The sequence below is a fragment of the Marinactinospora rubrisoli genome, from assembly GCF_042664915.1.
Taxonomy (GTDB): Bacteria; Actinomycetota; Actinomycetes; order Streptosporangiales; family Streptosporangiaceae; genus Marinitenerispora; species Marinitenerispora rubrisoli.
Map to the genome: position 1 here is coordinate 108,614 of NZ_JBHTBH010000014.1, position 25,584 is coordinate 134,197.

The 25,584-nt window shown below is 73.8% G+C and carries 25 protein-coding genes; 13 read left to right on the forward strand and 12 right to left on the reverse strand.

The window, feature by feature from the left end; translation table 11 throughout:
• Positions 1–31: 31 nt before the first annotated feature.
• Positions 32–1,225, forward strand: a complete 1,194-nt coding sequence (locus ACFQRF_RS24470; protein ID WP_379873535.1) for an NAD(P)/FAD-dependent oxidoreductase — start codon at positions 32–34, stop codon at positions 1,223–1,225.
• A gap of 75 nt (positions 1,226–1,300) precedes the next feature.
• On the opposite strand, the gene ACFQRF_RS24475 is transcribed toward ACFQRF_RS24470, so the two are convergent.
• Positions 1,301–1,843, reverse strand: coding sequence for a GNAT family N-acetyltransferase (locus ACFQRF_RS24475; protein ID WP_379873536.1), 543 nt, complete (start codon positions 1,841–1,843; stop codon positions 1,301–1,303).
• A gap of 593 nt (positions 1,844–2,436) precedes the next feature.
• Between ACFQRF_RS24475 and ACFQRF_RS24480 the strand changes: the two genes are divergently transcribed.
• Entirely contained in the window at positions 2,437–3,393 is a 957-nt protein-coding gene (locus ACFQRF_RS24480; RefSeq protein WP_379873537.1) for a zinc-binding dehydrogenase, read from the forward strand.
• Positions 3,394–3,417: 24 nt separating this feature from the next.
• Here ACFQRF_RS24480 and ACFQRF_RS24485 read toward each other — a convergent pair whose 3' ends face one another.
• Together ACFQRF_RS24485 and ACFQRF_RS24490 are read right to left on the reverse strand one after the other, a co-directional pair.
• A complete protein-coding gene (locus ACFQRF_RS24485; protein ID WP_379873538.1) occupies positions 3,418–3,852 on the reverse strand; it encodes a hypothetical protein in 435 nt (144 codons plus the stop codon).
• A 672-nt stretch (positions 3,853–4,524) separates the two neighbouring features.
• On the reverse strand, positions 4,525–5,781 hold the full coding sequence (locus tag ACFQRF_RS24490; RefSeq protein ID WP_379873539.1) for an alpha/beta hydrolase family protein: 1,257 nt from the start codon (positions 5,779–5,781) through the stop codon (positions 4,525–4,527).
• A 151-nt stretch (positions 5,782–5,932) separates the two neighbouring features.
• Here ACFQRF_RS24490 and ACFQRF_RS24495 point away from each other — a divergent pair, with 151 nt between their 5' ends.
• The gene (locus ACFQRF_RS24495; protein ID WP_379873540.1) at positions 5,933–6,604 is read left to right on the forward strand and encodes an O-methyltransferase; all 672 of its coding nucleotides are present in this window, start codon (positions 5,933–5,935) and stop codon (positions 6,602–6,604) included.
• A 75-nt stretch (positions 6,605–6,679) separates the two neighbouring features.
• Here ACFQRF_RS24495 and ACFQRF_RS24500 read toward each other — a convergent pair whose 3' ends face one another.
• The gene (locus ACFQRF_RS24500) at positions 6,680–7,435 is read right to left on the reverse strand and encodes a class I SAM-dependent methyltransferase (RefSeq protein ID WP_379873541.1); all 756 of its coding nucleotides are present in this window, start codon (positions 7,433–7,435) and stop codon (positions 6,680–6,682) included.
• Between the two features lie 172 nt (positions 7,436–7,607).
• Here ACFQRF_RS24500 and ACFQRF_RS24505 point away from each other — a divergent pair, with 172 nt between their 5' ends.
• The gene (locus ACFQRF_RS24505; protein WP_379873542.1) at positions 7,608–8,054 is read left to right on the forward strand and encodes a type II toxin-antitoxin system PemK/MazF family toxin; all 447 of its coding nucleotides are present in this window, start codon (positions 7,608–7,610) and stop codon (positions 8,052–8,054) included.
• A gap of 146 nt (positions 8,055–8,200) precedes the next feature.
• On the opposite strand, the gene ACFQRF_RS24510 is transcribed toward ACFQRF_RS24505, so the two are convergent.
• Together ACFQRF_RS24510 and ACFQRF_RS24515 are read right to left on the reverse strand one after the other, a co-directional pair.
• A complete protein-coding gene (locus ACFQRF_RS24510) occupies positions 8,201–9,649 on the reverse strand; it encodes an amino acid permease (RefSeq protein WP_379873543.1) in 1,449 nt (482 codons plus the stop codon).
• A 384-nt stretch (positions 9,650–10,033) separates the two neighbouring features.
• Positions 10,034–10,804, reverse strand: a complete 771-nt coding sequence (locus ACFQRF_RS24515; RefSeq protein WP_379873544.1) for a TetR/AcrR family transcriptional regulator — start codon at positions 10,802–10,804, stop codon at positions 10,034–10,036.
• 105 nt (positions 10,805–10,909) lie between these two features.
• On the opposite strand from ACFQRF_RS24515, the gene ACFQRF_RS24520 reads away from it, so the two are divergent.
• The gene (locus ACFQRF_RS24520; protein WP_379873545.1) at positions 10,910–12,088 is read left to right on the forward strand and encodes an epoxide hydrolase family protein; all 1,179 of its coding nucleotides are present in this window, start codon (positions 10,910–10,912) and stop codon (positions 12,086–12,088) included.
• Between the two features lie 33 nt (positions 12,089–12,121).
• Here ACFQRF_RS24520 and ACFQRF_RS24525 read toward each other — a convergent pair whose 3' ends face one another.
• The gene (locus ACFQRF_RS24525) at positions 12,122–12,721 is read right to left on the reverse strand and encodes a helix-turn-helix domain-containing protein (protein ID WP_379873546.1); all 600 of its coding nucleotides are present in this window, start codon (positions 12,719–12,721) and stop codon (positions 12,122–12,124) included.
• Between the two features lie 73 nt (positions 12,722–12,794).
• On the opposite strand from ACFQRF_RS24525, the gene ACFQRF_RS24530 reads away from it, so the two are divergent.
• Both ACFQRF_RS24530 and ACFQRF_RS24535 read left to right on the forward strand, forming a co-directional pair.
• Positions 12,795–13,442: a class I SAM-dependent methyltransferase gene (locus tag ACFQRF_RS24530; RefSeq protein ID WP_379873547.1), complete on the forward strand. Its 648-nt coding sequence runs from the start codon at positions 12,795–12,797 to the stop codon at positions 13,440–13,442.
• The gene (locus tag ACFQRF_RS24535) at positions 13,439–13,930 is read left to right on the forward strand and encodes a DinB family protein (protein ID WP_379873548.1); all 492 of its coding nucleotides are present in this window, start codon (positions 13,439–13,441) and stop codon (positions 13,928–13,930) included. Before ACFQRF_RS24530 ends, ACFQRF_RS24535 begins: the two co-directional genes overlap by 4 nt.
• 190 nt (positions 13,931–14,120) lie before the next feature.
• Here the strand turns inward: ACFQRF_RS24535 and ACFQRF_RS24540 are convergent, their stop codons facing one another.
• Positions 14,121–15,296, reverse strand: a complete 1,176-nt coding sequence (locus ACFQRF_RS24540) for a M20 family metallopeptidase (protein WP_379873549.1) — start codon at positions 15,294–15,296, stop codon at positions 14,121–14,123.
• A gap of 94 nt (positions 15,297–15,390) precedes the next feature.
• On the reverse strand, positions 15,391–16,896 hold the full coding sequence (locus ACFQRF_RS24545; protein WP_379873606.1) for an AbgT family transporter: 1,506 nt from the start codon (positions 16,894–16,896) through the stop codon (positions 15,391–15,393).
• A 207-nt stretch (positions 16,897–17,103) separates the two neighbouring features.
• Between ACFQRF_RS24545 and ACFQRF_RS24550 the strand changes: the two genes are divergently transcribed.
• Positions 17,104–18,117 (forward strand): Lrp/AsnC family transcriptional regulator, encoded by a 1,014-nt coding sequence (locus ACFQRF_RS24550; RefSeq protein WP_379873550.1) that lies wholly within the window; start codon positions 17,104–17,106, stop codon positions 18,115–18,117.
• On the opposite strand, the gene ACFQRF_RS24555 is transcribed toward ACFQRF_RS24550, so the two are convergent.
• The 3 genes from ACFQRF_RS24555 to ACFQRF_RS24565 form a co-directional block, all read right to left on the reverse strand.
• Positions 18,104–18,685, reverse strand: a complete 582-nt coding sequence (locus ACFQRF_RS24555) for a histone deacetylase (RefSeq protein WP_379873551.1) — start codon at positions 18,683–18,685, stop codon at positions 18,104–18,106. The two genes, ACFQRF_RS24550 and ACFQRF_RS24555, sit on opposite strands and share 14 nt — an antisense overlap.
• Before the next feature lie 65 nt (positions 18,686–18,750).
• On the reverse strand, positions 18,751–19,107 hold the full coding sequence (locus tag ACFQRF_RS24560) for a hypothetical protein (RefSeq protein ID WP_379873552.1): 357 nt from the start codon (positions 19,105–19,107) through the stop codon (positions 18,751–18,753).
• Positions 19,108–19,152: 45 nt separating this feature from the next.
• Positions 19,153–19,941, reverse strand: coding sequence for an APH(3') family aminoglycoside O-phosphotransferase (locus tag ACFQRF_RS24565; RefSeq protein WP_379873607.1), 789 nt, complete (start codon positions 19,939–19,941; stop codon positions 19,153–19,155).
• Between the two features lie 1,048 nt (positions 19,942–20,989).
• On the opposite strand from ACFQRF_RS24565, the gene ACFQRF_RS24570 reads away from it, so the two are divergent.
• From ACFQRF_RS24570 to ACFQRF_RS24590, 5 genes are all read left to right on the forward strand, one after another.
• Positions 20,990–21,163: a hypothetical protein gene (locus tag ACFQRF_RS24570; protein ID WP_379873553.1), complete on the forward strand. Its 174-nt coding sequence runs from the start codon at positions 20,990–20,992 to the stop codon at positions 21,161–21,163.
• A 278-nt stretch (positions 21,164–21,441) separates the two neighbouring features.
• Complete coding sequence (locus tag ACFQRF_RS24575) at positions 21,442–22,239, forward strand: class I SAM-dependent methyltransferase (protein WP_379873554.1); 798 nt, start codon at positions 21,442–21,444, stop codon at positions 22,237–22,239.
• Between the two features lie 129 nt (positions 22,240–22,368).
• Entirely contained in the window at positions 22,369–22,689 is a 321-nt protein-coding gene (locus ACFQRF_RS24580; protein ID WP_379873555.1) for a hypothetical protein, read from the forward strand.
• 110 nt (positions 22,690–22,799) lie between these two features.
• Positions 22,800–23,192: a hypothetical protein gene (locus ACFQRF_RS24585; protein ID WP_379873556.1), complete on the forward strand. Its 393-nt coding sequence runs from the start codon at positions 22,800–22,802 to the stop codon at positions 23,190–23,192.
• A 989-nt stretch (positions 23,193–24,181) separates the two neighbouring features.
• Positions 24,182–25,573 carry an MFS transporter gene (locus tag ACFQRF_RS24590; protein ID WP_379873557.1) on the forward strand — a complete coding sequence of 464 codons (1,392 nt, stop codon included), beginning with the start codon at positions 24,182–24,184 and terminating at the stop codon, positions 25,571–25,573.
• Positions 25,574–25,584: the final 11 nt, after the last annotated feature.

Below are 25,584 nucleotides of genomic sequence, written 5' to 3' on the forward strand. Positions count from 1 at the left end.
GCCGGGCCGCAGCGTTGTGCGAGGAGGCACGGTGACAGCAGGGCATCATGTGGTGGTCGTCGGTGCGGGGTACGCGGGGCTGACGGCGGCGCGGCGGCTCGCCCGCGCTCGCGGAACCGGGGAGCTGCGGGTGACCGTCGTGAACGCCGACGACCGGTTCGTCGAGCGGATCCGGCTGCACCAGCTCGCCGCCGGGCAGTCCCTGCCCGGCCGTCCCCTGGCGGACATGTTGCGCGGGACCGGTGCCGACCTGGTCGTGGCCCGGGTGACCGGCATCGACGCCGGCGCCGGTACGGTCCGCGTGGCCGAGGGCGGACGGCTCCGTGACATCGGCTACGACACGCTGGTGTACGCCCCGGGCAGCGGTCCGTACTTCGGCTCCGTTCCCGGAGCCGCCGAGCACGCGCACACGCTGGCCGAGCTGACGGGGGCCGAGGCGTTCCGGACGCGCGCGCTGCCCGATCTGGTCCGGGCGCGCGGCACCGTGCTGCTGGTCGGCGGCGGCCTGACCGGAATCGAGGCCGCCGCCGAACTCGCCGAGACCCGGCCGGAGCTGCGGGTGGAACTGGTCACGCGGGACACCGTGGGCGCGGGCCTCTCGCCGCGCGGCCGGCGGCACGTGCGCCGGGTGCTCGACCGGCTCGGCGTGCGGGTGCGCGAGCGGTGCGACGTGACGGAGGTGCGGCCGGACGGGCTGGTGCTCGGCGACGGGACCGTGCTCCGTGCCGGCGCCGTGGTGTGGAACGCCGGATACCAGGTCCCCGATCTCGCCCGCCGGGCGGGGATCGCGGTCGACGCGAACGGGAGGGTTCTCGTGGACGGCACCCAGCGCTCGGTGTCGCACCCCGACGTCTACGCCGTCGGCGACGCGGCGAAGGCGGCCGGGATCGACGGCCGGGAGCTGCGGATGGCCTGCGGGAGCGCGCTCGTCATGGGCGGCACCGCCGGGAGCGCGGTGGCCGCCCGCAGGGCCGGCCGTCCGGCCCGGCCGCTGTGGTTCCGCTACCTCTTCCAGTGCGTGAGCCTGGGCCGGCGGGACGGGGTCATCCAGTTCGTGCGCGCCGACGACACCCCGCTCCCGGTGGTGCTCCGCGGCCGGGCCGCGGCCTGGTTCAAGGAGGGCGTGGCCCGCGCCGCGATCGCCTACACCCGGCTCGCGGGGCTCACCCCGGTCCGGGGCCGCGGGGCGGGGAGGGCGGTGCCCGCGCGGAGTGCCACGCGGTGACACCGTGACGGCCGCCGGGCGGGCACGGAGGACGGCCGTGCCCGCCCGGGCGGCGCCCCCGCGCGGGGCCCGCCGCTACCAGAGGTCCCCGTCGCGCCAGTCGCACGCCAGTTCGCCGTCGAGGTCGAGCGGGTGGTGTACGGGCAGGACGAAGACCCCGCCGTCGTCGTCCTCGGTGCGCACCATGCCCGCGGGGGTGAGCGCCGACGTGCGGCCGCGCCAGCGCCGCCAGCCGCGGGAGGTGTAGAAACCCACGGCGTCGTCGGCGGAGCTGAGCGCCCCCAGCTCGTACCCGCTGCGCACCGCCCGCTCCACCGCCGCCATCAGCGCCGTGCCGTGGCCGCGGTGGCGGTGGCCGGCGCGGACCGCGACCGCCTCGACGTAACCGGCGCGCAGCGCGCGGCCGAGATGCAGCAGGCGGCGCTGCACCACCGAGGCGTGCCCGATCAGCTCGGCCCCCTCCCGCACGAGCATGTGCAGGCCGCCGAGGGCGTGCTCCCAGTCGTCATCGGAGAACTCGCCATCGAAGGCGGCGTCGAGGAGCGCACGCGCGTCGGCGAGGGTGCCCGGGTCGAGGTCGGCGGTGTGGACGACGTGCAGTTCGGTCATGCCGCGCATTCTCGCGGCCCCCGTGCCCGGCGGCCACCGGATTTCCGGTGACCGGCGCCGGACGCCGCCGCCCCGGCCCCTGGGCACGGGACTCGCCGCACCGGCGGGCGCTCCGGGACCAGTGGCGCCGTGCCGCCTGCGCGGGCTGCCGCACCGCGCTCGCTGACCGCGACATCGCCATGGGCGCCGTCAATGGGAAGTGACGCCGGATCGGCCCCGGCCCGCGAGGTCCTGCGCGCGGCCGATGCGGGCGGCCCCGAGGGAGACGCCCTTCCCCGAGAACGCCCACGCCGGAGACACCACCCGCGATGCCGGGGACATCGCCCTCGCCGATCGAGTTGTGACGAACCAGCCGCCCAGCGGCCACGGATCGCGGCCGCGCGGTCCGTGGTGGCATCGGCGACGCGGACGGACTCGCCCATCCCGGCCGGCAGGGCCGCCAGCCGGGCGCGCTCGTGCGGCCGGAGAGCACGCCGTCTCCCCGGTCGGCTGCCTCCGGATTTCCGCGCGGCGTGGGCCACGGCGCCCCCACGCCTTGACCTCCATCTTGCTGGAGGTTGCAGGGTGAGGGGACAGGCGGTGGATCACGAGGAAGGGAACCCATGCGCGCGGTCTGGTTGACGGAGTTCGGCGGGCCGGAGGTGCTCGTCGCGGCGGACACGCCGGACCCGGAGCCCGGCCCCGGGCAGGTGCTGGTCGACGTGGCGTTCGCGAACATCACGTTCGTGGAGACGCAGTTCCGCGCCAGCGGATTCGGGCCGTTCGCGGCGGAGCCGCCGCTCATTCCCGGCAATGGCGTCGGGGGAACGGTGACGTCGGTCGGCCCGGGCGTCGACCCGGGGCTCGTGGGCAGGCGGGTGGTCAGCGCCACCGGCGGCTCGGGTGGGTACGCCGAGCGGGTCGCGGTGGACGCGGCGGGGTTTCTCGACGTGCCGCAGAACCTGGCGCTCGACGACGCGGTGGCGCTGCTGGCCGACGGCCGCACGGCCATCCTGCTCGCCCGCGCGGTGGACCTGCGGCGCGAGGACCGGGTGCTCGTGGAGGCCGCCGCGGGCGGCGTGGGGTCGCTGCTGGTGCAACTCGCGCGCGCGGCGGGCGCGACCGTGATCGCCGCCGTGGGCGGGCCGCGCAAGGCGGTGGTGGCGCGCGGCCTCGGCGCCGACGTCGTGGTCGACTACCGCGAACCCGACTGGGCGGACCGGACCCGGTCCGCCGTGGAGACGGTGGACGTCGTCTTCGACGGGGTCGGCGGCGTGATCGGGCGCACGGCGTTCCGGCTGCTCGACCGGGGCGGGCGCATGGTGAGTTACGGACTGGCCAGCGGAGAGTGGGCGGACGTCCCCGCCGCCGAGGCCGCGTCCCGCGCGGTGAGTCTGGTCCGGGCGTCCGCCTCGCCGGAGGAGCTGCGCTCTTACGCGGCGACCGCCCTGGCGGAGGCCGCCGCCGGCCGGCTGCGCCCGCTCATCGGGCAGCGGTTCGCGCTGGAGCGCGCGGCCGACGCCCACGCCGCGATCGAGGCGCGGGCGACCATCGGCAAGACCTTGCTGGCGGTCCGGTGACGGCGTCGCGCCCGCCCGGTGGTCTCACCGCGCGTGCCCTTCCCGCGAGGCGGGCGTACCCGGCGGCGCGCTGATGAGAAGGCGGAGCCGTTCGACCAGCTCGGGAACGGGGCGGGTCCCGTCCAGGACGATGTCGGCGTGCGCGCGACTGGGAGCCACGTGCCGCTCGTGGGCCGTGTGACCGCGTTCGAGGTGGCCGCGCAGGACGTGGCGGGGGTCGCGGCCCGCCTCGATCTTGCGCAGGGCCGCTCGGGCGAGCCGGATGTCGGCGGGCGCCTCGACGTAGGCGCGCCATCCGGCCCGGACCCGGACCTGCTCCAGGGCGAGCGCGAAGACGCCTTCGACGACGATCAGCCCGGCGGCGGTGTGCCGCTCGATCGCCGCGGTGATGCGGGCCGGGTCGAGTGATCGTGGATCGCCCGCGTCGACGATCCGCCCACCGCCGTCGAAGGCGGGCACGGTCGGTGCCAGCCGGATGTCGGTGGGTAGCAGTCGTCCAGACGCACGACGGCCGTGCCGGGCATCCGTTCGGCGAGCGCGCGGCCGATCGTGGACTTGCCCGAGCCCGCGCCACCGGCGAGCGCCAGCAGCGGCACCGGGCGTCCGGCCATCGTGCACCTCCCGAGCCGCCACGGGGCGCACGGGCGCCGGATCGGCCATCGCCCCGACGGGTCAATACGACCACGATCGCCGGCCACCGTCCGGGCGGCCGGCTCGGTCGCCGAGTACGGATTCCGGCTTGTGCCGTGCCGGGCTCCGCCCGGCACGGCGGGTCGTCAGCGAGGGGGAATGCCTACCGGGAGCGGGCCCGTGCCGTCCCGTACACCCGCGGCCGGAGCGTCGTGAGCGGTTCCGTTCCCCTGAACGGTTCCAGAGCTCCATGAGAGCATGAGCCCGGCCTGCGTCGCTTCGCGAGATCGCGATCGCCCGGCGCGGCGGCGCGCCCGGCCAGGTTCCCCACCGCGTCCTCCCATAGAAGGCGGCGTCGGCGGTTCCGGGTTACGGGAGGGCTCCGGGTTACGGGCAGCGAGCCGCGACACGCACGGCCCCTGCCCCCTGGGGGAACGCGCGGGAAGGGGCGGACCCCCACCTCACGGACACCACCGCCCGGTGCCGGCCGGGACGGGCGGCTCAGTCCACGAAGCGGGCGTCCGGGTGCTCGGGGGACTCCGCGTCGAGGAGGGGCTGCGGCCTGCCCAGCAGCATCTCGTCGAAGAACGCCACCACGTACGCGCGCTCGGACGCGTGCAGGCGGTCCGGGTCGTCGGCGGTGCCGATCGTGCCGGCCACCGCCTCGTCCGGCACGTCGAACTCCTCCGCGAGCTGCGGCAGCAGGACCTGGTGGTCGGCGAAGGAGAAGTGCCGCGCTTCCGGGAAGTTCACGTCCAGCCGCCAGCCGGTCGAGTTGTCCCAGAACCGGCGCCAGTCGTCCCAGGACCGGTGGGTGTGCGGCTCGATCTCGCCGGTGTCGCCGACGCCGCTGCCGCCCATGAGCAGGAAGGGGCGGTCCAGGCCCTCGCGCGCGACCGGGAATCGCTCCTCGAAGGCGCCCCCGTCCTCGGTGAAGCTGATGGAGCCGTCCAGGTCGGCACCGGCGTCGACCCGCTCGTCCTGGTACATGGTGTGCGCGGCGGCGGATCCGCCCATCGAATGCCCGAACATGCCGACCCGGGAGAGGTCGAGGATGGCGCCGAGCCCGCGCGGCACCCGCCTGCCGTCGGCGTCGCGCGCGTTCTCCTCCCGCACCTCCTCCAGGTGGTCCAGGACGAACCTGCTGTCGGCGACGCGGTCGGTCATCAGCCTGCTGTAGAGGTCGGGGGCCTCGCCGTCGTAGTACGGTTCCTCGATCCGCCCGTCGGGGAACCGGACCGGCGCCTCGCCGGTGTGATCCATGGTCACCACCACGTAGCCGTGGCTCGCCAGTTCCTCCACCAGCGTGGTGCCGGTGGCGCGCGGGGAGCCGCCGCCGGGGGAGTAGAGCACGATCGGCCGCTTCCCGCGCTGGAGCGCGGGGGCGTCCGGTACGGCCGAGGTGGGCGACCCCGCGTAGTCGACCGCTCCGGGGCCGAGCCGCAGCGATGCCCCGAAGATTTCGCCGACCTCCTGCGGCATGTACCCGGCGCGCTCGGTCTCGCCCGTCGCACGGGCCGGGTACCAGATGCTGACCATGAACTCGCGCGGGCCGTCCTGGCCCCACTGGTCGGCACGGTCGGCGTCGACGAGCCGGAGTTCGGTGGTGCCCACCTGGTAGCGGCCGGTGGGCTGAGGCAGGGTGAACCGGAAACCGGCGGGCTCGGCGGGGACGCCGTCCGCGGCGGCCGGTGCGGCGAGCGGGAGCACGAACGCGAGGCCGGCGGCCAGCGCCGCGGCGTGATGGGTCTTGGGCATGACGACGACGGTAGTGAGCGGAAACCGGGCCGCCCATGGTGCCGGCCGTCCGTTCGAGGTACGGCGGGCGCCTCGCCGGGTCCTGAGGCGTACCCCACCCCGGCCCGGTAGATTCCGAGCGGCGATCTGAGGCACCGGAGGGCGGACGGGTATGGACACGCGGCGCTGGGCCGAGGTGGACGGATACTTCAACGGGCCCCTGGTGGCGGACGACCCGGCGCTGGAGGCGGCACTGGCGGCGAGCGCGGCGGCCGGTCTGCCACCGCACCAGGTCGCCGCCAACCAGGGAAAACTCTTGCACCTGCTGGCGCGGGTGCGCGGTGCGCGCACCGTCCTGGAGATCGGCACCCTGGGTGGCTACAGCACCATCTGGCTGGCGCGGGCGCTGCCCGAAGGCGGGCGGCTGATCTCCCTGGAGGCCGACTCGCGGTGCGCCGGGACCGCGCGCGCCAACATCGAGCGCGCCGGCCTGGCCGACCGGGTCGAGATCCGCATCGGCCCCGCGCTGGAGAGCCTGCCGCGGCTGGAGGAGGAGGGGCTCATCGGGGTCGACCTGGTCTTCATCGACGCCGACAAGCCGAACAATCCGGCCTACCTGGAGTGGGCGCTGCGGCTCACCCGGCCGGGCGGCCTCATCATCGCCGACAACGTGGTCCGCGATGGCGCGGTGGCCGACCCCGACAGCGCCGACCCGCGGGTGCGGGGCGTCCGCCGGTTCACCGAACTGGTGGCCGCGCATCCCCGGCTCACCGCCACCGCGCTGCAGACGGTGGGGGAGAAGGGGTACGACGGGTTTCTGCTGGCGCTGGTCACGGGCGAGTAGCCGCCGCGCGGGCTGCCGGGGGCGCTGGTGCCGCCGGTACGGCAGGCGGGTTCGGGGCCGGGGCGTGCGGACCGGTCACGGTGCGACCCGGGTGGCGGTGACGCGCAGCCGCCGGTAGTCGGCCCACCAGGCGCCGTCCCGGTGGCACGCCGGGCGCAGCCGGTCGGCGAGTGCGGCCAGGAACGCGTCGGTGTCCGCGACGCCGTCGAGGAGATGCGCGCCGAACATGCGGACCCAGTCGGCGAGGCCGTCGGCTCCCGTCAGGCGGGTGGGCCGGTCGAACAGCCAGGCGCCGGTCAGCTCCAGGCCGGCGGAGGTGAGCACCTGGGCGTAGTCGGCGATGCCCGGAAAGTACCAGGGAGAGACCGGATCGGGCAGGCCGAGTTCGGCGCGCAGCCGCCGGGCGCCGGTGTCGATGGTGGAGATGTTGCCGGCCCCGCCGAGTTCCGCGACCAGCCGGCCGCCGGGCCGCAGCGCGGCCGCGATCGCCGCCGCGGCGCGGCCGGCCTCGGGGATCCAGTGCAGGACGGCGTTGCTGAGGACCGCGTCGAAGCCGCCGGGCAGGTCGAGCGTGCGCAGGTCGGCGATCCGGACGTCGATGCCGGGGAAGCGGGCGCGGGCGCGCTCGATCATCTCGGGGCTGGCGTCGACACCGACGGCGTCCACCCCGGCGGCGCGCAGGGCGTTGACGTGGACCCCGGTGCCGCAGCCCGCGTCCAGGACGCGTTCGCCGGGCCGGGCGTCGAGGAGGTCCAGCAGGTCGGTCCCGAGGTCGGCGACGAAGGCGTGGCGGGTGTCGTACAGCTCGGCGTTCCAGTGGTGCGTCTTCATACGGCGACCCTAACCCCGCGTCTCAGTTCACGAAATGCCCGTCTTGAATAATGAGACATTCCAGGTGGGTGACGCCGCCTCGCGCGCCTCCGGCGGTCCGCGCGGCCTGGGGGCGGCCGTTCCGGGCCCACCGGGTTCGGCGGGTTCGGCGGGCCGGCGCTAGGCTGCGCGCGTGCGTGATCAAGAACCGGCCCCCGAGTCCGTCCACCCCCACCGCGGCGCGATCCGGGAGGTCCCGACGAGCCGCAACGCGACCACCCTGGCCTACGCCCCCGACCGCGACGGCATGGCCGACGCCGGTGAGATCGTGTGGACGTGGGTGCCCTACGAGGAGGACCCGGCCCAGGGCAAGGACCGCCCGCTGCTCGTGGTGGGCCGTAAGGGACATCGCCTGCACGCGCTCATGCTGTCCACCCAGGAGCCGGACGACCATGAGGAGCGCGACTGGCTGGTGCTGGGCAGCGGTCCGTGGGACCGCGCGGGCCGGGTGTCCTATGTCCGGCTGGACCGGCTGTTCGAGCTGGAGGAGGACGACATCCGCCGCGAGGGCGCCGTCATGGACGAGGAGCGCTTCTGGCGGATCGGCGCGGTGCTGCGCCGCCGGTACGGCTGGCGGTGACGCGTCCCGGCCGGGGCGACGGCGTCTCCACCGGAGGCCGGACGCCCGTGGGGTTCTCCGCGCCGCGGATGCGCTGACACGGGAAGGGGGCGCGGCGGTGACACCGCGCCCCCTTCCCGGCCGTGCGGCCCGCTGTGACCCAGAGGCTACTCGGCGGCCGTCTCCACGGCGGCCCGCTCGGCCGCGATCCGGCCGACCCGGCCGCGAACGACGAACCATCCGACGACCAGCGCCGCCACGATCGCCGGCAGCGCCATGATGGTGTAGCGCCCGATCTCGTCGAACCACATCATCACGATGATGGCGGCGAAGAACACCAGCGTGACGATCTCGGTGTAGGGCGAGCCGGGGAGCCGGTAGGACGGCCGGGTGAGCAGGCCGGCCTTGGCGCGCCGGTAGAACAGCAGGTGGCAGAGCATGATCATGCCCCAGGTGCCCATCACGCCGATGGCCGCGAAGTTGATGACGATCTCGAACGCCTCGGCCGGCAGGGCGTAGTTCAGCCCGACGCCGAGCACGCAGACCGCGCAGGTGAGCATGATGCCGCCGTAGGGCACCTTGCTGCCGCTCATCACGCCGGTGAACCGCGGCGCGGACCCGGCCATGGCCATGGAGCGCAGGATGCGGCCCGTGGTGTACAGCCCCGAGTTGAGGCTGGACATGGCGGCGGTGAGGACGACCAGGTTCATCACGTCCCCGGCCGCGGGGACGCCGAGCTGGGTCAGGACGGTGACGAACGGGCTCTGGCCCTCCTGGTAGACGGTGTAGGGCAGCAGCATCGCGAGCAGCAGCACCGAACCGATGTAGAACACGGCGATGCGCCACATGATCGAGTTGATCGCCCGGGGCATGATCTTCTCCGGCTCGGCGGTCTCGCCGGCGGTCACGCCGACCATCTCGACGGCCGAGTAGGCGAAGATGACGCCCTGCATGACCAGGACCACCGGCAGGACGCCCGCGGGGAAGAAGCCGCCCTCGCTGACCAGCAGGTGCACGCCGCTGTCGTGCCCGCCCACCTGCTCGCCGGTGACGAGCAGGAAGATGCCGATCAGCATGAACGCGACCAGCGCCGCGACCTTGATGATCGCGAACCAGAACTCCATCTCGCCGAAGATCCGGACGGAGATGAGGTTGAACGCCAGGACCACGGCCAGCGCGACCAGCGCCAGCGTCCACTGCGGGATGTCGGAGAACATGCCCCAGTAGTGGACGTACAAGGCGATCGCCGTGATGTCGGCGATTCCCGTGGTGGACCAGTTGAGGAAGTACAGCCAGCCGCTGACGTAGGCGCCCTTCTCGCCCATGAACTCACGGGAGTAGGAGACGAACGACCCCGAGGAGGGCCGGTGCAGGATGAGCTCGCCCAGCGCCCGGACCACGAAGAACGCGAATAAGCCGCACACCCCGTAGGCCACGGCGAGCGCTGGCCCGGCGGAGGCCAGGCGCCCGCCGGCGCCCATGAACAGGCCGGTCCCGATGGCGCCGCCGATGGCGATCATGTTGATGTGCCGCGCGGTGAGCGACTTGCTGTAGCCGCTGTCTCCCGCGTCGACGTGCCGGTCCCGGGCCGGAGGGCTCAGGGTGTCCTCACTCATCTCCGAACTTCCTGACATCGAGGGGTGGCCCGGCGCGGACGGTCTCGGCCTGCGCGCGATCGCCCCGCCCGGGGTGTGCGTCTCGGCGGCGGCGCAGCCATGGGAGAGCGTGTGCCATCCTGGCCAACGTGTACCGCGAGATAACAGAGACTTACGCCGAAATGACGTAAGAATCCGCGGAAAGAGTAGTCCCGTCGGTCACAGATCACACACCCCATGACATATGGCACAGGTCACGGCACCCGGTGATCAAGTCCACTCGGCCGGGTGGGCGTGGCGGTCATGGGCGGGGACGGCACCGCGCCAAGAGCGGGCGAGGGCCGGTGCGCCGCCGGGGAATCGCGTCGCTCGGCCCCGCCGACGGCGGGCGGACCCGGGGTGCGATCAGGGAGCCGGCCGCGACGCCAGCAGCGCCTCGATCCCGTCGAGCAGCCGGGCGAGGCCGAATTCGAAGTTGGCGTCGGGGTCGTAGGCGCTGCCCTGACTCTCGCCGACGGCGGTCCCCACCGCGGCCGCGGTGGGGTAGCGCTCAGGATCGAACAGCCTGCCGAAGAGCGGGGCGTGCGCGCGCCACCACTGCTCGTCGCTCATTCCGCTGCCCTGCTGGGACCGGTCGGCGGCGACCGCGCCATGGGTGGCGCCCTGCACGTAGCTGGCCACCAGGTTGATCACGAAGTCCATCTCGATCTCCGTGAGCCCGATCCCGGCGACCGCCTGGAGTTCGTACTCGTACTTGGCCATCAGATTGGGCCCGAGTACCGGCCGGTTCGCCGCGGCGACCTGGAGGGTCCACGGGTGCCGGCGGTACAGCTCCCGGTTCTCCCGGGCGATCAGCTCCAGCCGGGCCCGCCAGCCACCGGGAACGTCCGCCGGGCGGGCGGTCTCCGCGTAGACGGTGTCCAGCATGACGTCGACGAGCTCGGCCTTGGCGGGCACGTAGGTGTACAGCGACATGGTGCCGACGCCGAGCCGGTCGGCGACCCGGCGCATGGACAGCGCCGCCAGCCCTTCGGTGTCGGCGATCTCGATGGCCGCGGCCACGATCCGGTCCACGCTGAGGTCGGGCTTGCCCTTGCGGCTCGACCGCTCGTGGGTGCGCCACAGCAGCGCCAGGCTGCGTGCGGGGTCCGCGGTCCCGCTGTACTCCGTCGCCATGGTGCCGTCATCCTAACGCGATCGCGTCCGGGGAACGGGAATGCCTGCGTTCGTCGGTACGTTGTACGGTACGCTGTACGATCCACGCTCTGAAAGGACGCCCACGTGCACGCCACCACCCCCGACGCCACCATCCGGCCGTTCCGGATCAACGTCCCCGACCACGATTTGCGGGACCTGCGCGACCGTCTCGCCCGCACCCGCTGGCCGGACGAGGTCCCCGGCCTCGGCTGGGCGCACGGCGCACCGCTCGGCTATATCCGGGACCTCGCCGAGTACTGGCGTACCGGCTACGACTGGCGGGGCCAGGAGGCCCGCCTGAACGCGTTCCCGCAGTTCACCACCGAGATCGACGGCCAGAACGTCCACTTCCTGCACGTCCGCTCACCCGAGCCGGACGCGCTGCCGCTGCTCATGACGCACGGCTGGCCCAGCTCGGTCGTGGAGTACCTCGACGTCATCGGCCCGCTCACCGACCCCCGCTCGCACGGCGCGGACCCCGCGCACGCCTTCCACCTGGTCATCCCCTCGCTGCCCGGCTACGGGCTGTCCGGGCCGACCCGCGAGGTGGGCTGGGGATCCCGCCGGATCGCCCGCGCGTGGACCGAACTGATGCGGCGGCTCGGCTACGGGCGCTACGGGGCACAGGGGAGTGACTGGGGGACCTGGATCTCCCGTGAGCTCGGCATCATGGACACCGGCCGGGTCGTCGGTGTGCACACGAACGGGATGATCACCTTCCCGATCGGCGCGCCCGGCGAGATGGACGGGCTGAGCGAGACCGACCAGGAGCGCCTGGCCTTCGGCGAGTACTACATGAGCGAGCTGTACGGCTACAAGAAGATCCAGTCCGACCGCCCGCAGGCGCTCGCCTTCGCCCTGGCCGACTCCCCGGTGGGCCAGCTCGCCTGGATCGCGAGCGTCTTCAAGGAGTGGACCGACTGCGCCGACGCCCCTGAGGAGGCCATCGACCGCGACCGGCTGCTCACCAACGTGATGCTGTACTGGCTCACCAACACCGCCGGGTCGGCCGCCCGGTCGTTCGTGGAGACGCCGGACACCGCCGCCGAGGCGGACCTGGAGGCCGACGTGCCACGGTCGGAGGTGCCCACCGGCGTGGCCGTGTTCCCTAAGGGCATCCTGCGGCCCATCCGCAGATTCGCCGAGCGCGACACCAACATCGTGCACTGGACGGAGTTCGACCGCGGGGGCACGTTCGCCGCCATGGAACAGCCTGGCCTGTTCGTCCAGGACGTACGGGCGTTCTTCGCGACCGTGCGCTGAGCCGCCGCGCCGCCTGCCGGTCGTCCCCTGGCGCTACCGCGTGGAGCGTGCGCGCACGTGTGCTCGCTCCCCTTGGGGGCCGAACAGGACGAGTGTCTCGACGGGGTGGCCGTCGGCTGTTCCGAGCCAGTGCGGCAACGTGGTGTCGAACTCGGCGGCCTCTCCGGGCGGCAGGACGATGTCATGGTCGCCGACCAGGAGCCGGAGCCGTCCGTTGAGGACGTACACCCACTCGTAGCCGCCGTGGGTCTGCGGCGTCGGTTCCGCGGGTTCCGGGCGGCTGGGGATCAGCATCTTGAACGCCTGCACTCCGCCCGCCCGGCGGGTGAGCGGAATGAACGTCATGCCGTGGCGGTGGATCGGCCGCAGGTGGATCCGCGGGTCGCCCGTTCGGGGTGCGCCGACGAGGTCGTCGAGAGGCACCCCGTACACGCGGGCCAGCGGCAGTAGCAGCTCCAGCGTCGGCCGCCGTCCGCCGCCTTCCAGCCGGGACAGGGTGCTCTCCGAGGTCCCGGTCGCCGTCGACACGTCGGCCAGGGTCAGGCCGCGCCGCTTGCGCAGGGCGCGCAACCGGGGACCGACCGCGGCCAGCACCTGATCCGCCTCGCCTGCCGCAACCTCCGAACTTGCCATTCCGGCAATTTACCGTGCGGCGCGCGGCGGCTCGCGCGAAGGTGGCGCTCGACCGAGCCTGCGAGGAGAGAACATGAGCAGTCCAGATCGAGCCGCCCGCTTCTGGGACGAGCAGTACCGCTCGCGTACTGCCGAGTCACCGGTGGCGAAGGTGAACCCGAGACTGGCGGAGATCGCCGGTCCGCTGCCCCCGGGTGCCGCACTGGATCTGGGCTGCGGGGCAGGAGGGGACGCGCTCTGGCTCGCCGGCCGGGGCTGGCGGGTGACCGCGGTCGACATCTCCGCCGCAGCCGTGCACACACTGCGGCGGCAGGCCGGCCGTACCGGCGTGCCCGTCACCGCACTCCGCGTCGACCTCGCCGCGGACTTCCCCGCCGGCACCTTCGACCTGGTTTCCGCGCAGTACCTGCACACGCCGTTCGCCCTGAACCGCGCCCAGGTGCTGCGGACCGCCGCGACATCGGTGAACCCGGGCGGCCGGCTCGCCGTCGTTGACCACGGCTCCACCGCGCCGTGGTCCTGGAACCAGGATCCCGACCTCCGTTACCCGACCCCCCGGGAGGTCGCCGCGGAACTGGCGCTCGATCCCGCGGAATGGTCGATCGAACGCGCCGACACCCCCCAGCGGCAGGCCACCGGCCCTGCGGGCCGCACCGCGACCGTTGTCGACCACGTGCTGGTCATCCGGCGGGCGGGAGCGGCCCCGGAGGGACGGCGATGAGCCCGCGGCGGAACCTCGACACCGGCCCGCCGTCGACCGGCCCCGGTGAGAAGGACGTACTCGCTGGCCTCCTCGACTACCTCCGTGCCTCTGTCGCGGCCAAGGCCGCGGGCCTGCCCGAGCGCCAGGCCCGCGCCCCCGGGGTGCCGTCGGGGACGAGCCTGCTCGGGTTGGTCCGGCACCTCACCTACGTGGAACGGTACTGGCTGCTCGGCCGCGAGGTCGCGAACTGGCAAGCCACGTTCCACCCCGCCCCGGGCGACACGGCCGAGACCGTCCTCGCCGCCTACCGGCAGACCACCGCCGCCGCGAACGAGCAGATCGCTTCCTGGCACGACCTCGCCGAACCGGGCCCCCGCCCGGTCAAGCGCGGCAGCCCGGCGCCGTCCCGGCGCTGGACGCTGGCCCACCTGATCGAGGAGACCGCGCGGCACGCGGGACACGCCGACATCCTGCGGGAACTGGTCGACGGCACGACCGGACGCTGAATTCCCATCCGGACCCGCGCCGACCCGTCACGCGGCAGCGGTATGCGGTGGTGCACCGGTTGCCGACTGCGTCGACGGGAACAAGGCGGGCTGTGCGGACGAGCAGGGCGCGGATCCGGTGACCCGCCGCGGTATACGCGGGGCCGCGCCGGTCGCGGCGCGGCCCCCGTACGCCCGAGGGCGGTGCGGCTCAGCCGGTGGCGAGCCGGGTCATCAGGCCGCCCACCAGCGCGATCTGGTGCGGGGTTCCGCTGACGAGGATGTGCTCGTCGCGCGAGTGCGGCCCGGCGCCGACCCCGCCGAGACCGTCCAGCACCGGGCGGCCGAGTGCCGCCACGAAGTTCCCGTCGCTGGCGCCGCCCACCGCGGCCTCGCCGAGCTCGGTGCCCAGCCCCGCCGCGACCTCGTGGGCCAGTGCGAGCAGCCGGTCGCTGGCCGGGTTGGGGTTCAGCGGCGGCCGGTTCCAGCCACCGCCGATCTCCACCTTGACCCGTGGGTCGGACACGGTGAGCGCGGCCAGTCCGGCGTCGATCCGGGGCATCTCCTCCGGGTCCTGCACCCGGAAGTCCACCAGGCACTGCGCCCGGCCGGCCACGACGTTGCGCCCCGTGCCGCCCGAGATGACCCCGACGTTCACGGTGGTGCCCCGGGCCGGATCCGCCAGCGCGGTCAGGGCCGGGACGAGCTCGGCGATCGCGTGGACCGCGCTGGCACCGGCCGTGGGGTCCAGGCCGGCGTGCGACTCGATGCCGTGCGTGGTGATGTCGAACAGCCCCATCCCCTTGCGCCGGGTCTTGAGCTTGCCGTCGCGGCTCGGCTCCAGGATGAGGGTGGCGATGACGTCGGCGCTGGCGCGTTCGATGTACGGACGCGACGCGGGGCTGCCGACCTCCTCGTCCCCGTTGAGCAGCAGCCGCACGCCCGGGTGCGGCAGGCCGAGTTCGCGGAGTTCGCGCAGCGCCCAGACGCCCTGGACCAGGCCCGCCTTCATGTCGAAGCAGCCCGGCCCCGTGAACCGGTCGCCGTCGATCTCCACGGGCCATTCGGCGAGCGTGCCCTCCGGCCACACCGTGTCGTAGTGGCAGACCAGCAGCACGTCCGGCGCGGCGGTGCCGGCCGAGCCGCGGTAGTGGAGTTCCAGGATGTCGCCGTTCGCGCCGCCGTCATGGCGTACCTGGGCGTCGGGCGGGCCGAGCCGCTCGCCCAGCCACGTCTCGATCTCGGCCAGCCCGGCGTCCAGCAGCGCCTTGTCGTCGCTGGGAGTCTCCAGTTCCACCAGGCGGCGCAGGTCCGCCAGCACCTCGGGCAGGTCTCTGCGGGTCAGATCGGCCAGTTTCGCCAGCGCCACGTCGTTGGGTGCCGTCACGCGTCTCCACCTCTGCTCTCTCGTCCGGTTGCCGGTGGGGGAAGGGAACGTGGGGCCGCGCCGCCCGGGTCCGGGCGGCGCGGCGGTGGGCCGGTCAGCGCACCGGCACCCCCGGGCCGAGCGGGATGCCGAGCGCCCACCACGCCAGGAAGAACAGGGTCCAGGTCACCAGCATGGTGACCGACATCGGCAGCGTCAGCGACATCAGGGTGCCGATTCCGGCGTCCTTGCGGTAGCGCTGCAGGAAGCCCAGCGCCATGACGAAGTACGGGCTCATCGGGCTGATGACGTTGGTGGTGGAGTCGGCGATGCGGTACAGCGCCTGGGTGGTCTCCGGGGAGATGCCGAGCAGCATGAACATGGGGACGAAGATCGGGCCGATCAGGGTCCACATGGCCGATCCGCTGGTGATGAGCAGGTTCATCAGGGCGACCACGGCCAGGAAGCCCAGGAACAGCGCGATCGGGTGGACGCCGATCGAGCCGAGCACGTCGGCGCCGCGGATGGCCATGACCTCGCCGAGGCCGGTCCACCGGAAGTAGGCCAGGAACTGGGACGCGGCGAAGAAGAGCACGATCACCGGGGCGAGGTCGCGCACCCCGGTCACCATAGCGGGCGGGATGTCCTTCATGGTGGGGATGGTGCCGACGGTACGGCCGTAGACGGCGCCGGTGAGCAGGAACAGGATGCCCAGCACGTAGGCCACGCCGGTGATGATCGGCGAGCTGAGCACCGTGCCGTCCTCGCCCCGGAAGGGGGATCCGGACGGGATGAGCACCGCGGCGATGACGGCGACGGCCGCCAGGAGCACCAGGCCGGCGTTGCGCAGGCCGCGGCGCTCGGCCGGCTGCAGCTTCATGTCGCCGAGGTCGCCGGCGCCCTCGCCGTCGATCTCCATGCCGGCGGTGCGGCGGCTGAGCACGAATTCGGCGACGAACGTGACGACGGCGGCCAGGAACACCGCGGAGGCGGCCGAGAAGTAGTAGTTGGCCAGCGGCGTGACCACGTAGTCGGGGTCGACGAGGTGCGCCGCGCTGGTGGTCAGGCCGGCCAGGATGGCGTCGATCGGGGTGATGAGCAGCGAGGCGTCGTAGCCGGCGGAGATCGAGGCGAACGCCACGACCAGGCCGAGGATGGGGCTGCGGCCGGCGGCCTTGAAGACGAGCGCGCCGAGCGGGATCAGCACGACGTAGGCGGCGTCGGAGGCGACGCTGCCGGTGATGCCGGTCAGGGCGAGGGTGAAGGTCAGCCAGGACCTGGGCACCCGGGTGACGCTGCCGCGCAGCATGGCGTTGAGCAGCCCGGCGCGTTCGGCCACCGAGACGCCCAGCATGACGGCGATGATCAGCGCCAGCGGCGGGAAGGTGGCGAAGTTGTCGATGGCGTCGCCGACGATCGTCTGCAGCCCTTCGGCGGAGAGCAGACTGCGGACCTCGATGCGCTCCCCGTCGGCGGGGGAGACGGCGAAGGCACCGAGCGCGCTGAGCACGACGCTCAGCACGACCACGATCCCGGCCATGATCGTGAACAGCCAGAAGGGGTGGGGCAGCTTGTTGCCCACCCGCTCGATGGCGTTGAGGGTCCCCAGGAGGGCCGCCATCGACCGCTTGGGGCGGGCGGATTCGCGCGTCGTCACCACGGCTCCTCGTCACTACTGGTCAATGGACGTCGATACACCGCGCGGCTGCCTCCGTGAGCTGCCCGGTCGTACGAATTTCCGGGATGCCGACGGTTATTGTCAATACCAAGGCCAGGAATGACACAAGTATTCACATGGAAACGCGTCTGTAATGACTATGCTCTCAACGTGCCGGACAACCCGAACCTGGACGACCTCGATCTGGACCTGATCGCGGCGCTGCAGCACGCGCCCCGCGCGCCCGTCAACGTCCTGGCCGACGTGCTGGGCAGCTCGCCCAGCACCGTCAAACGCCGCATGCACCGCCTCACCACGCGGCGGCTGATCCGGGTCATCGGCCAGCTCGCGTGGTCGGCGTACTCCGACGCCCATCCCCGGCACGTGTGGATCAGCACCGCGCCCGGCCAGCTGCAGGCCGTCGCGCACCGCCTGGCGGCGAACCCCGAGATCCCCTTCGTCGCGATGACCAGCGGGCGCGCCGACGTCTACTGCGTCGCACACCCGGCCAGCCGCGAACGCGTGCGCGACCTGCTCACCCACGAGATCCAGTCCGTGCCCGGGGTGGTGGCCAGCCAGTCCGACCTGGTGCTGCGCGCGATCACCCAGGCCGACGGCTGGCGGCTGGACCGGCTCACCGCCGACCAGGTCGCCGCACTCGCTCTCAAGGCCGAGCCGGGCGGCGAACAGCCGGTCGAGCCGCTGTCGGACCAGGAACGGCGCACGGCCCACCTGCTGCACGCCGACGCCCGGCTCAGCTCCAGCGACGTCGCGCGGGAACTGGCGGTCAGCCAGTCCACGGCCTACCGGCTGATCCAGTCGCTGCTGGAACGCCGCGTCGTGCGGCCGCGGGTCGAGGTGGAGCCGGCACTGCTCGGCATGCGGCTGGAGGCGATCCTGTCGGTGACCGCCGAGGCCGGGTCGATCGCCGAGGTCGGCGCCGCGCTCGCCCGGCACCCGTCCGCCCGCTACGTCTCCGTGGTGGCGGGAACCTCCTCGGTCATCCACCACGGCGCGTTCCGCGACGAGGAGCGGCTGGCGGACTTCCTCTCGACCGATCTCGCCGGAATCAGCGGCGTGACGGCGGTGCAGGTGTCGGTCTTCCTCGATGTGCTGCGCCGCTACTGGATCAGCCGCACCGGCGTGCGGCTCGGCGCGTCCCGGCCGCTGCTCAGCGGGCCGTGAGCAGCGCGGTCACCCGCTCGGGCGTCCAGTGGCCCGCGGCACCCGGCCGGCCGGCCAGGTAGCCGCCGACCCGCGCCGGCGACCAGCCGTGCGCGGACCGCACGCCGGCGCCGATGGCCCGCAGGTACCCCGCCGAGGGGGCCGTCGGCGCGACGTCGGCCTGTGTCCAGGACGCGGTGAAGGTGAGGATCGGGTGACCGTCCAGGTCACCGACGTGCAGCATGGTCTCGTACCGGCCGGGGCCGAGCAGGTGCCGCCCCGTGCGCAGCACGGGGGCGAGGTCCAGGTCCGTGCCCGGCGGCCGGTACATCTCCTGCGCGGCGATGTCGGCGAACTGCCCGGCGGTGACCAGGTGAGCGCAGGCGGGCGCGGCCCCGGGCAGCCCGGGGTCGTAGCCGGCGAGCCCGCCGCCCCACATGGGGGACCGCAGTGCGAAGTACACGCCGCCGGGCAGCCACAGCGGGCGCACGGCGCGCGGCGGTCGCCGGTCCCGGCAGCCGGGGTTGGCGCGTGAGCCGCCCGGCGGGGTCCCGCCCTCGATGTAGCAGGCCAGGCGTTCCCGCGACATGTTGGCTCCGTAGCTGGCATACCAGACCAGGCCCGGGGGGCTCTGGTCGCGCGGGGACGCGGCCGTCACCGCGGCACACCCGCCGGGGCCGGGTCCCGTGTGGAGCAGACGCTCTCCGGGTGACCGATGGAGGGCCCGAACCGGTCGATGCGCCGGTGCCGCACCGCTGGTACGGCCGGATCGACTCGGGCCGTGCCTCCCCGGTCTCCAGCCGTACCCGCCGCGCCCCGCGCGCGGCGGCCGACGGGCCCGCCGGGCTTCGGATCGCCGGCGAGAAGGAACACGGTGACGTCGGCGGTGGAGGGCTTCGCGCCGGGCTCCAGGTCCGCGCCGTAGCGCTCGATGTCCTTCGCCTCCTGGTCGGCGTGCGGCCGGGCGCGGACGGGATGGCCCCGATCAGCCTCGGTGATGGTGAGCCACATGGCCCCCGAGCCTACCGGGGGCGCCCGGACGTCTTCGGTGGTCGGTCAGAAGAACTCATCCAGCAGCCGGAAGAAAGCCAGCCGCTCCTCGGAAACCAGGTGGCCGCCGTAATGCTCCAGGAAGGCGCGGGCGAACGGCGCGCCGAACGCCGGGTTCAGGTCGGTGTCGGCGAGGCTGCGGCCGGCCAGCGCCAGGTCGGTGTGCCGGTCGGCGACGCCGAGCCGGCCGACGTCGACCACCCCCGTCCACTCAAGAGTGGCCGGGTCGACCAGGACGTTGGGCAGGCACATGTCGCCGTGGCAGACGACCAGATCCTCCGATTCCGGGACGCCGGCGTGCAGCTCGGCCAGCAGGTCCTCGGGAGTGCGTCCCCGACGCTCGGCGTCGAAGTCGCCAGGGTCGACCAGCCCGGCCGCGACCCGGGACTCGGCCTCCGGGACGGTCACGGCGAGCCGCCGGTCGAACGGGCAATCGGCGATCGGCAGGTCGTGCAGGTGGCGGGCGAACCGGGCCAGCGCCGCGACCACCGGCGCCCGGTGGTGCGCCGGCCAGGGCTGCGCGAGCGAACGGCCGGGGACGGCCGTACTGACCAGCCAGTACACCCCGTCGCGGCCGTCGAACTCCAGCACCTCCGGGGCGCCGATCCCCACCTCGGCAAGCCAGGCGGACCGTTCGGCCTCGGCGGCGAGCGCCGCGTGATCCGTGTCGAGCTTGACGTAGCGGGTCCGCCGCCGGCTGAACCGCCAGACCTGGGCGCCGGAGGCGCCGGCGGTGACCCGCTGCCAGCTGTGGAACGGATGGCGTCGGCGCAGTGTGCGCAGGGCTGACTCCACAGGGGCGGTGGTGGTCACCCGCCCAGCCTAGACGAGTGGTTCTTTTGTGGTTGGTGGTCGTGGGCGTTCAAGGATCGGGTGGCCGGTGCGCCGGTGTGGTGGTCGTGCCGGATCGGCGCGGTCATGGCCAGGATCGGCCGGCCGGCCCTGACCGCGGCCCCGCTCGAAGGTCCCGCCCGCCGTGGCGCTGCAGGCCGGGCCGGCCTTCGAGGGTGTCGTTGACCGGCTCGATCGACTGCCGCGCCGCTGTGAGCGGGTGTTCGCCGGGGCGGGGCCTGTCCCGCCCGAAAGGGAGGGCCGCAGCCCCCGCGCGGGGAGTCCGGCCTGGACCCGCTGGGAGGCGAAAGCCCTGGCCGGCGATCAGGATCGGTCCCTCGCCGCCGGGCGGCCGGGTGCGGTTCTGTTTCCCGCGTGGCTGCCAGGGCCGCGCGCTCGCCGTTCTTCGGTCGGCCGGGCGCCACGTGACGGGCGTGCCGTGCGGGGTGCGCGCCAGGAACAGGCGCGGTCCCCGGTAGTGGCGCGAGTGGGGTCGGCAGTAAGCCGTGTGCGGCCCGTCCGGCCGGGCCGGAACGACCGCACTCCACCGGGGTGGAGTCGGTGGTCCACACGGTGCCGTGCCGGAAGCCGGTGCCGGAGGCGGCCGGCCGGATCGTGTCGCTGACCGGGGGCGGCGCGCGGCCGCTTGTGGTGGCCGGGGTGTTGGGGCGGGTGGGGGGACATCGATCCGGGCCGGGTGCGGACGAGGCGCGTCCGGCGGGCCTTGGAGGTGAAGCCGGGCCGGGTCTGTGTCACGGCCGGGCGCGGCGGCTGAGAGTCGGTGAGCCGTGGCGGGCGGCCCGCGTGCCGCTTCACTTCTAGTCCGTCGCCGATCTTCACGTGGAGTGCGGTGTGGAGGGTGTCCAGGTCTTGCGTCGCACCTCGATCGTGGACGCCCGCTCTGCATGCCCGGACACCCACCAGACACCGGAACAACTCGGCTAGTTGACCGAGTCCGATCGATGTTCGGGGCGGTGACGGGCAGAGCGGAGGGCGCCCGAAGGTCTTGGCTGTGAGACGAGAACTGGACACCCTGCTGACCGCGCTGTGGGTGTTCCGCGACTTCGAAGCGATCACCGAACAGTTCGGCTGCCATCTGGTCGGGCCCGACCGCGAGGCCGGGAAACCTCGCCACGGGCGCCTGGCCCGGTGTCGCCAATGGATCGAAGCCCTCATCGGTATGTGAAGGGCCGGCTCACGCGGGAAGAACTCGGTGCCCGAACCTCAGCGGGCGTAGACCCGTGTTGGGCGGCGCCTGCTCGCACTCGCCGCCGCGATCCGGCACGACCGGCGGACCGACGCGCCCGTCGAACGCTCACTGATCGCCTGTGGGCGTGCAGAGCATCGGACTGACTCATCCAGAGGCCCGTGCGCGGTCGGTGGGCCTGGCAATGGCGGCCGGGGCCGCCTGGCCGCGTTGATCGGCGGGCGGCTAGCGTGGCGGCTAGACGTGAGGGGGCCGCCATGAGCACACCGGACGCCGCCACCCGGTTCGCCGGGTTCGCCGACCACTACGACCGGACGCGTCCCACCCCGCCGCCGGAGCTGCCGGACGTCCTCACCCACTGGGCGGGCGTCGCGCGTCCGGCGGTGGTCGACCTCGGCGCCGGCACCGGGCTGTCCGCGCTGCCGTGGTCCGGCCGCGCGACCCGGGTCATCGCGGTGGAACCGGCCGCCGGCATGCGCGCCATCGCCGAACGCCGGTTCGCCGCCCTGCCCGACGCCGCCGCGTTCTCGCTGGTCGACGCGACCGCAGAGGACACCGGGCTGCCGACGGCCTCGGCCGACATCGTCACCGCCGGGCAGGCGCTGCACTGGTTCGACCCCGAGCGCGCGCTCCCCGAAGCCGCCCGCCTGCTGCGGCCCGGCGGGGTGTTCGCGGCCTTCGACTGCGACTGGCCGCCCTGCGTGGACGCCGAGACCGACACCGCCTACGCCGCGTTCGACGCCACCTACCGCGAACTGGAGCTGCGGCGCGGCCTGCGCCCGCCGCACGCGGCCAAGGCCGGGCACCTGGCGCGGATGCGGGACAGCGGCCTCTTCCGGCACACCGTCGAGATCGCGCTGCACCGCCGGGACGAGGGCGACGCCGAGCGGCTGCTCGGCCTGGCGCTCGGCCAGAGCGGCGTCGTCGCGCTGCTGGCCGCCGGGGCCACCGAGGAGGAGATCGGCCTGACCCGGCTCCGCGAGGTCGCCGCCCGGCGGCTGGCCGGGCCGCGCCCGTGGTGGTGGACCTACCGGATCAGGCTGGGCGTGCGGTGACCGCCGGACCGAGATCACCCGAACGGGAACCGGCTCGCCGCGGGCGCCGTCTCTAGCGGTATGCGCGGACGATCAGACCTCGGGCCGGGAGACCCGCGACGCACCGGGCCCCGGTCGTCCCGGGGTGCCATGCGTCTCACCGGGGTCCTCATCGCCCTGATCGGAGGGCTGCTCCTGGTGCCCGCCGTCAACTCGCTGAACACGGTGTCGTGCGGATCCGGTGCGAAGAACCAGCCGACCGTCCACATCGAGCCCGGCGAGACCTGCGAGTTCACCTCCTTCTGGACACGGGAGGAGGTCGTCCGCAGTTACGAGGAGCAGAAGCGCGCCGACGACATGTGGAGCTACGGCCTGATCGCGGCCGAAGGGACGTGGACCGCTCTGGGCGTCTGGATGATCGTCAGCCCCGGTGGGTGGCGCCCGCAGGATTCCGGGCGGCGGCCGGCCTGACCCGGGTGCCCGCGTCCCGTCGTGATGCGCACACCGGATCCGGCTGGGGTGCGGGACGCGCACGCGGCGCGGCGGGAACCGGCCGCTCGGTCGCGCCGTCTCACATCGGTATGACCGGGAACACGGAGGAGCCACCACCGCTGACCCCAAGGCCGGCGCGCCACGACCGGACGGCGGAGGACCGCGCCGTCATCCGCGCGAAGGGGGTCCTGACCTCGCTCATCGGCGTGCTGATGGTGGCCGGTGGCTTCATGACCCTTGACGCGGTGCAATGCGGCGGCGACGGCCGGGAAGCGGAGTTCATCGAGCCTGGCGAGACCTGCGAGGCGGCCATGTTCTGGACGCGGGAGGACGTGGTCCGTAGCTACACCGAGCAGAAACGCCTCGACGATCTGCAGAGCTACGGCCTGTTCGCGTTCGGCGGGCTGCTGGCCGCCGCGGGCGCGGCCATGGTCGTGCGGCCCGACGGGCCGCGCCTCCGCCGGGCACGACGACCGGGCTGACCGCGCGGCGCACCCTTCGCCGTCCACGACGGCTCGGCCGGTGAGCAGCCGCACCTGCGGCCTACCCCCCACCGGCCCTGGCGTATATCTCGGCCTGCGTCGGCCACCCGGCGCCCGTCGCGCATCGCCGGGCTACGGGCCGGGCGCGGTTCTCAAGGTCGCCACGGAACAGCGCTCGGGTGGAGGGGCTCCCTGCGGAAACACGCGCTCACCATCGCGGTCGGCCTGCTGCTCACTCTCGCGACGACTCCGGGAACGACACACGCCACGACCACGGCGGCGCAGCCGTTCGCCTGGCAGGCCGAAGCCGCCGGCCTGACCGAGGCGCAGACCACCTGGCTGCCGTCGGAGGTCGGCACCTACCTCGCGGAGCTGGGAGGAACCCAGGTCGCCCTGAACGAGATCGACCTCGACGGCGCCGGGAGCGTGCTGGTCGCCCTGCCCGGAGAGGCACAACCGTGCGACTTCGGGCGACGATAGAGACGCCTCAAGCAGCGGCGCTCTTCGCCGCCCCCTCCTCGTGGCCCACGGCTCCCGGGCCGCGGCGAGAGTCGGCGCGACCAGAGAGCACCGCTGCCGCCCGCAGGGCGACGCGGGGTCGGCGGCACCAGCGGCCGCCCTTGAGACGCCCATGCGGGCCGGGAGAACGGGGACTCCCGGACGGGGCAACGTGCGGTCCCGCCGGGGCTCCCGAGGTCGGCCTCCCGCCCTGCCGTGGTCGTCGCGTCGGCGACCGGCCCACGGGGCGGCGCTGGTCCGCGGAGCGTGCCGGAGCCATACCCGTCCGGCCGGTCGGCCCACCGCGCGTGCCGATCCGCCCGGAGTCCCCGTTATGCTGTCCCACATGCCCGCCTCGGACAGAGTCCGCCGCCCGTAGCGGCGGCGTGACCCCTCACTGAGCCACTCCGCCGCATCAGCGTCAGCTGCCGGTGCGGTCTCTTGTGCTGCCCGGCTTCCCGTCCGATTCGCGGAGCCAGCACATCGTGCGCATGATCTCTCCCGGCGGCCGTAGGATTCTCGTCCTGGTCGCCGTTCTGCTGTCCACTCTCACCTTCCCGCTCACCATCACCGGGGCCGCGCTGGCCCTGCCGGACATCCAGGCGGACCTGTCCGCCGATCTCGCCGCCACCCAGTGGGTGGTGAACGCCTACAACGCCTGCTTCGCCGGTTTCCTGGTGCTCTCCGGCTCGCTGGCGGACGTCCTCGGCCGGCGGCGGGTCTTCGCCACCGGGATCGGCCTGTTCTGCGCCGGCAGTCTGCTGTGCGGTGTGGCCGAGGACATCGCCCTCCTGAACGCGCTGCGCGCCGTCGCCGGGATCGGCGCGGCGGCGGCCGTCACCGGCGGCTCCTCGCTGCTCGCCGAGACGTTCGAGGGACCGGCGCGCGCCCGCGCGTTCGGGCTGCTCGGGACCGTGCTGGGCGCCGGCACCGCGTTCGGGCCAACCGTCGCCGGACTGCTGATCGACGCGTTCGGCTGGCGGGCGGTGTTCGCCGCACCGGCCGCCGTCGCCGGGCTGGTGCTGGCACTGGTCCCGATGCTGCCGCACTCGCGGAGCGCGGCGGTCCGCCGGATCGACTGGCCCGGCGCGGCGCTGTTCACCACGGCGCTGCTGCTGCTGATCTGCACCCTCGTCGAGGGCCCCGGGCGCGGCTTCGGCAGCCCGGTGATCCTCGGAGCAGCCGTCACGGCCGCCGCCCTGGGGGTCGCGTTCACCATCGTGGAGCGCCGCCGGGCGGACCCCATGTTCGAGCTGGGGCTGCTGGCGAACGGCCGCTTCATGTCGATCGCCGTGGCCGCGGGCGCGATCATGCTCGTGCTGGTCCCGCTGCTGGTGTACCTGCCGTCCTACCTCATCACGGTCGTGGGCCTGGACGCCGGCCGTGCCGGGCTGTGGCTGCTGATGCTCACCGTGCCCACCGTCCTGCTGCCGTCGGCGGGCGCCGAGCTCGCCAGGCGGCTGCCCACGATGCCGGTGGTGGCCGGCTCCGTGGCGCTGAGCGGCGCCGGTGCGCTGCTGCTCACCACCATCGGGGCGGACAGCGCACCGCTCCGGCTGCTCGTCCCGTTCCTGCTGATCGGCGCGGGCGCCGGGCTCACCAACGGCCTGCTGGACGGCCTGGCGATCAGCAGCGTGCGGCCGGACCAGGCCGGTACCGCGTCCGGCATGTTCAACACCGTCCGGATCACCAGCGAGACCGTCGGAATCGCGGTGGTGGGCGCCGTGCTCGCCGCCCTCACCGGCGGCGCGCTGGCCGGAGCCGCCTACACCGACGCGCTGCGGACGGTCTGCCTGCTGCTGGCGGTCCTGGCTCTGACGGCCACGGTGATCGTGGTGGTTCTCTCCCTGCGGACCCGGCACCCGGCCGGGGCCGGCCGCTGATCCGCCCGGGC

Coding starts and splice junctions, on each gene's coding strand:
- ACFQRF_RS24500 (WP_379873541.1), bottom strand. CDS start 7,435: ATGAAGACGCACCACTGGAACGCCGAGCTGTACGACACCCGCCACGCC.
- ACFQRF_RS24560 (WP_379873552.1), bottom strand. CDS start 19,107: ATGTGGCTCACCATCACCGAGGCTGATCGGGGCCATCCCGTCCGCGCC.
- ACFQRF_RS24555 (WP_379873551.1), bottom strand. CDS start 18,685: ATGTCGCGGGAACGCCTGGCCTGCTACATCGAGGGCGGGACCCCGCCG.
- ACFQRF_RS24535 (WP_379873548.1), top strand. CDS start 13,439: ATGAGCCCGCGGCGGAACCTCGACACCGGCCCGCCGTCGACCGGCCCC.
- ACFQRF_RS24585 (WP_379873556.1), top strand. CDS start 22,800: ATGACCGGGAACACGGAGGAGCCACCACCGCTGACCCCAAGGCCGGCG.
- ACFQRF_RS24495 (WP_379873540.1), top strand. CDS start 5,933: ATGGACACGCGGCGCTGGGCCGAGGTGGACGGATACTTCAACGGGCCC.
- ACFQRF_RS24530 (WP_379873547.1), top strand. CDS start 12,795: ATGAGCAGTCCAGATCGAGCCGCCCGCTTCTGGGACGAGCAGTACCGC.
- ACFQRF_RS24475 (WP_379873536.1), bottom strand. CDS start 1,843: ATGCGCGGCATGACCGAACTGCACGTCGTCCACACCGCCGACCTCGAC.
- ACFQRF_RS24490 (WP_379873539.1), bottom strand. CDS start 5,781: ATGCCCAAGACCCATCACGCCGCGGCGCTGGCCGCCGGCCTCGCGTTC.
- ACFQRF_RS24515 (WP_379873544.1), bottom strand. CDS start 10,804: ATGGCGACGGAGTACAGCGGGACCGCGGACCCCGCACGCAGCCTGGCG.
- ACFQRF_RS24590 (WP_379873557.1), top strand. CDS start 24,182: ATGATCTCTCCCGGCGGCCGTAGGATTCTCGTCCTGGTCGCCGTTCTG.
- ACFQRF_RS24525 (WP_379873546.1), bottom strand. CDS start 12,721: ATGGCAAGTTCGGAGGTTGCGGCAGGCGAGGCGGATCAGGTGCTGGCC.
- ACFQRF_RS24580 (WP_379873555.1), top strand. CDS start 22,369: ATGCGTCTCACCGGGGTCCTCATCGCCCTGATCGGAGGGCTGCTCCTG.
- ACFQRF_RS24545 (WP_379873606.1), bottom strand. CDS start 16,896: ATGGCGGCCCTCCTGGGGACCCTCAACGCCATCGAGCGGGTGGGCAAC.
- ACFQRF_RS24575 (WP_379873554.1), top strand. CDS start 21,442: ATGAGCACACCGGACGCCGCCACCCGGTTCGCCGGGTTCGCCGACCAC.
- ACFQRF_RS24480 (WP_379873537.1), top strand. CDS start 2,437: ATGCGCGCGGTCTGGTTGACGGAGTTCGGCGGGCCGGAGGTGCTCGTC.
- ACFQRF_RS24510 (WP_379873543.1), bottom strand. CDS start 9,649: ATGAGTGAGGACACCCTGAGCCCTCCGGCCCGGGACCGGCACGTCGAC.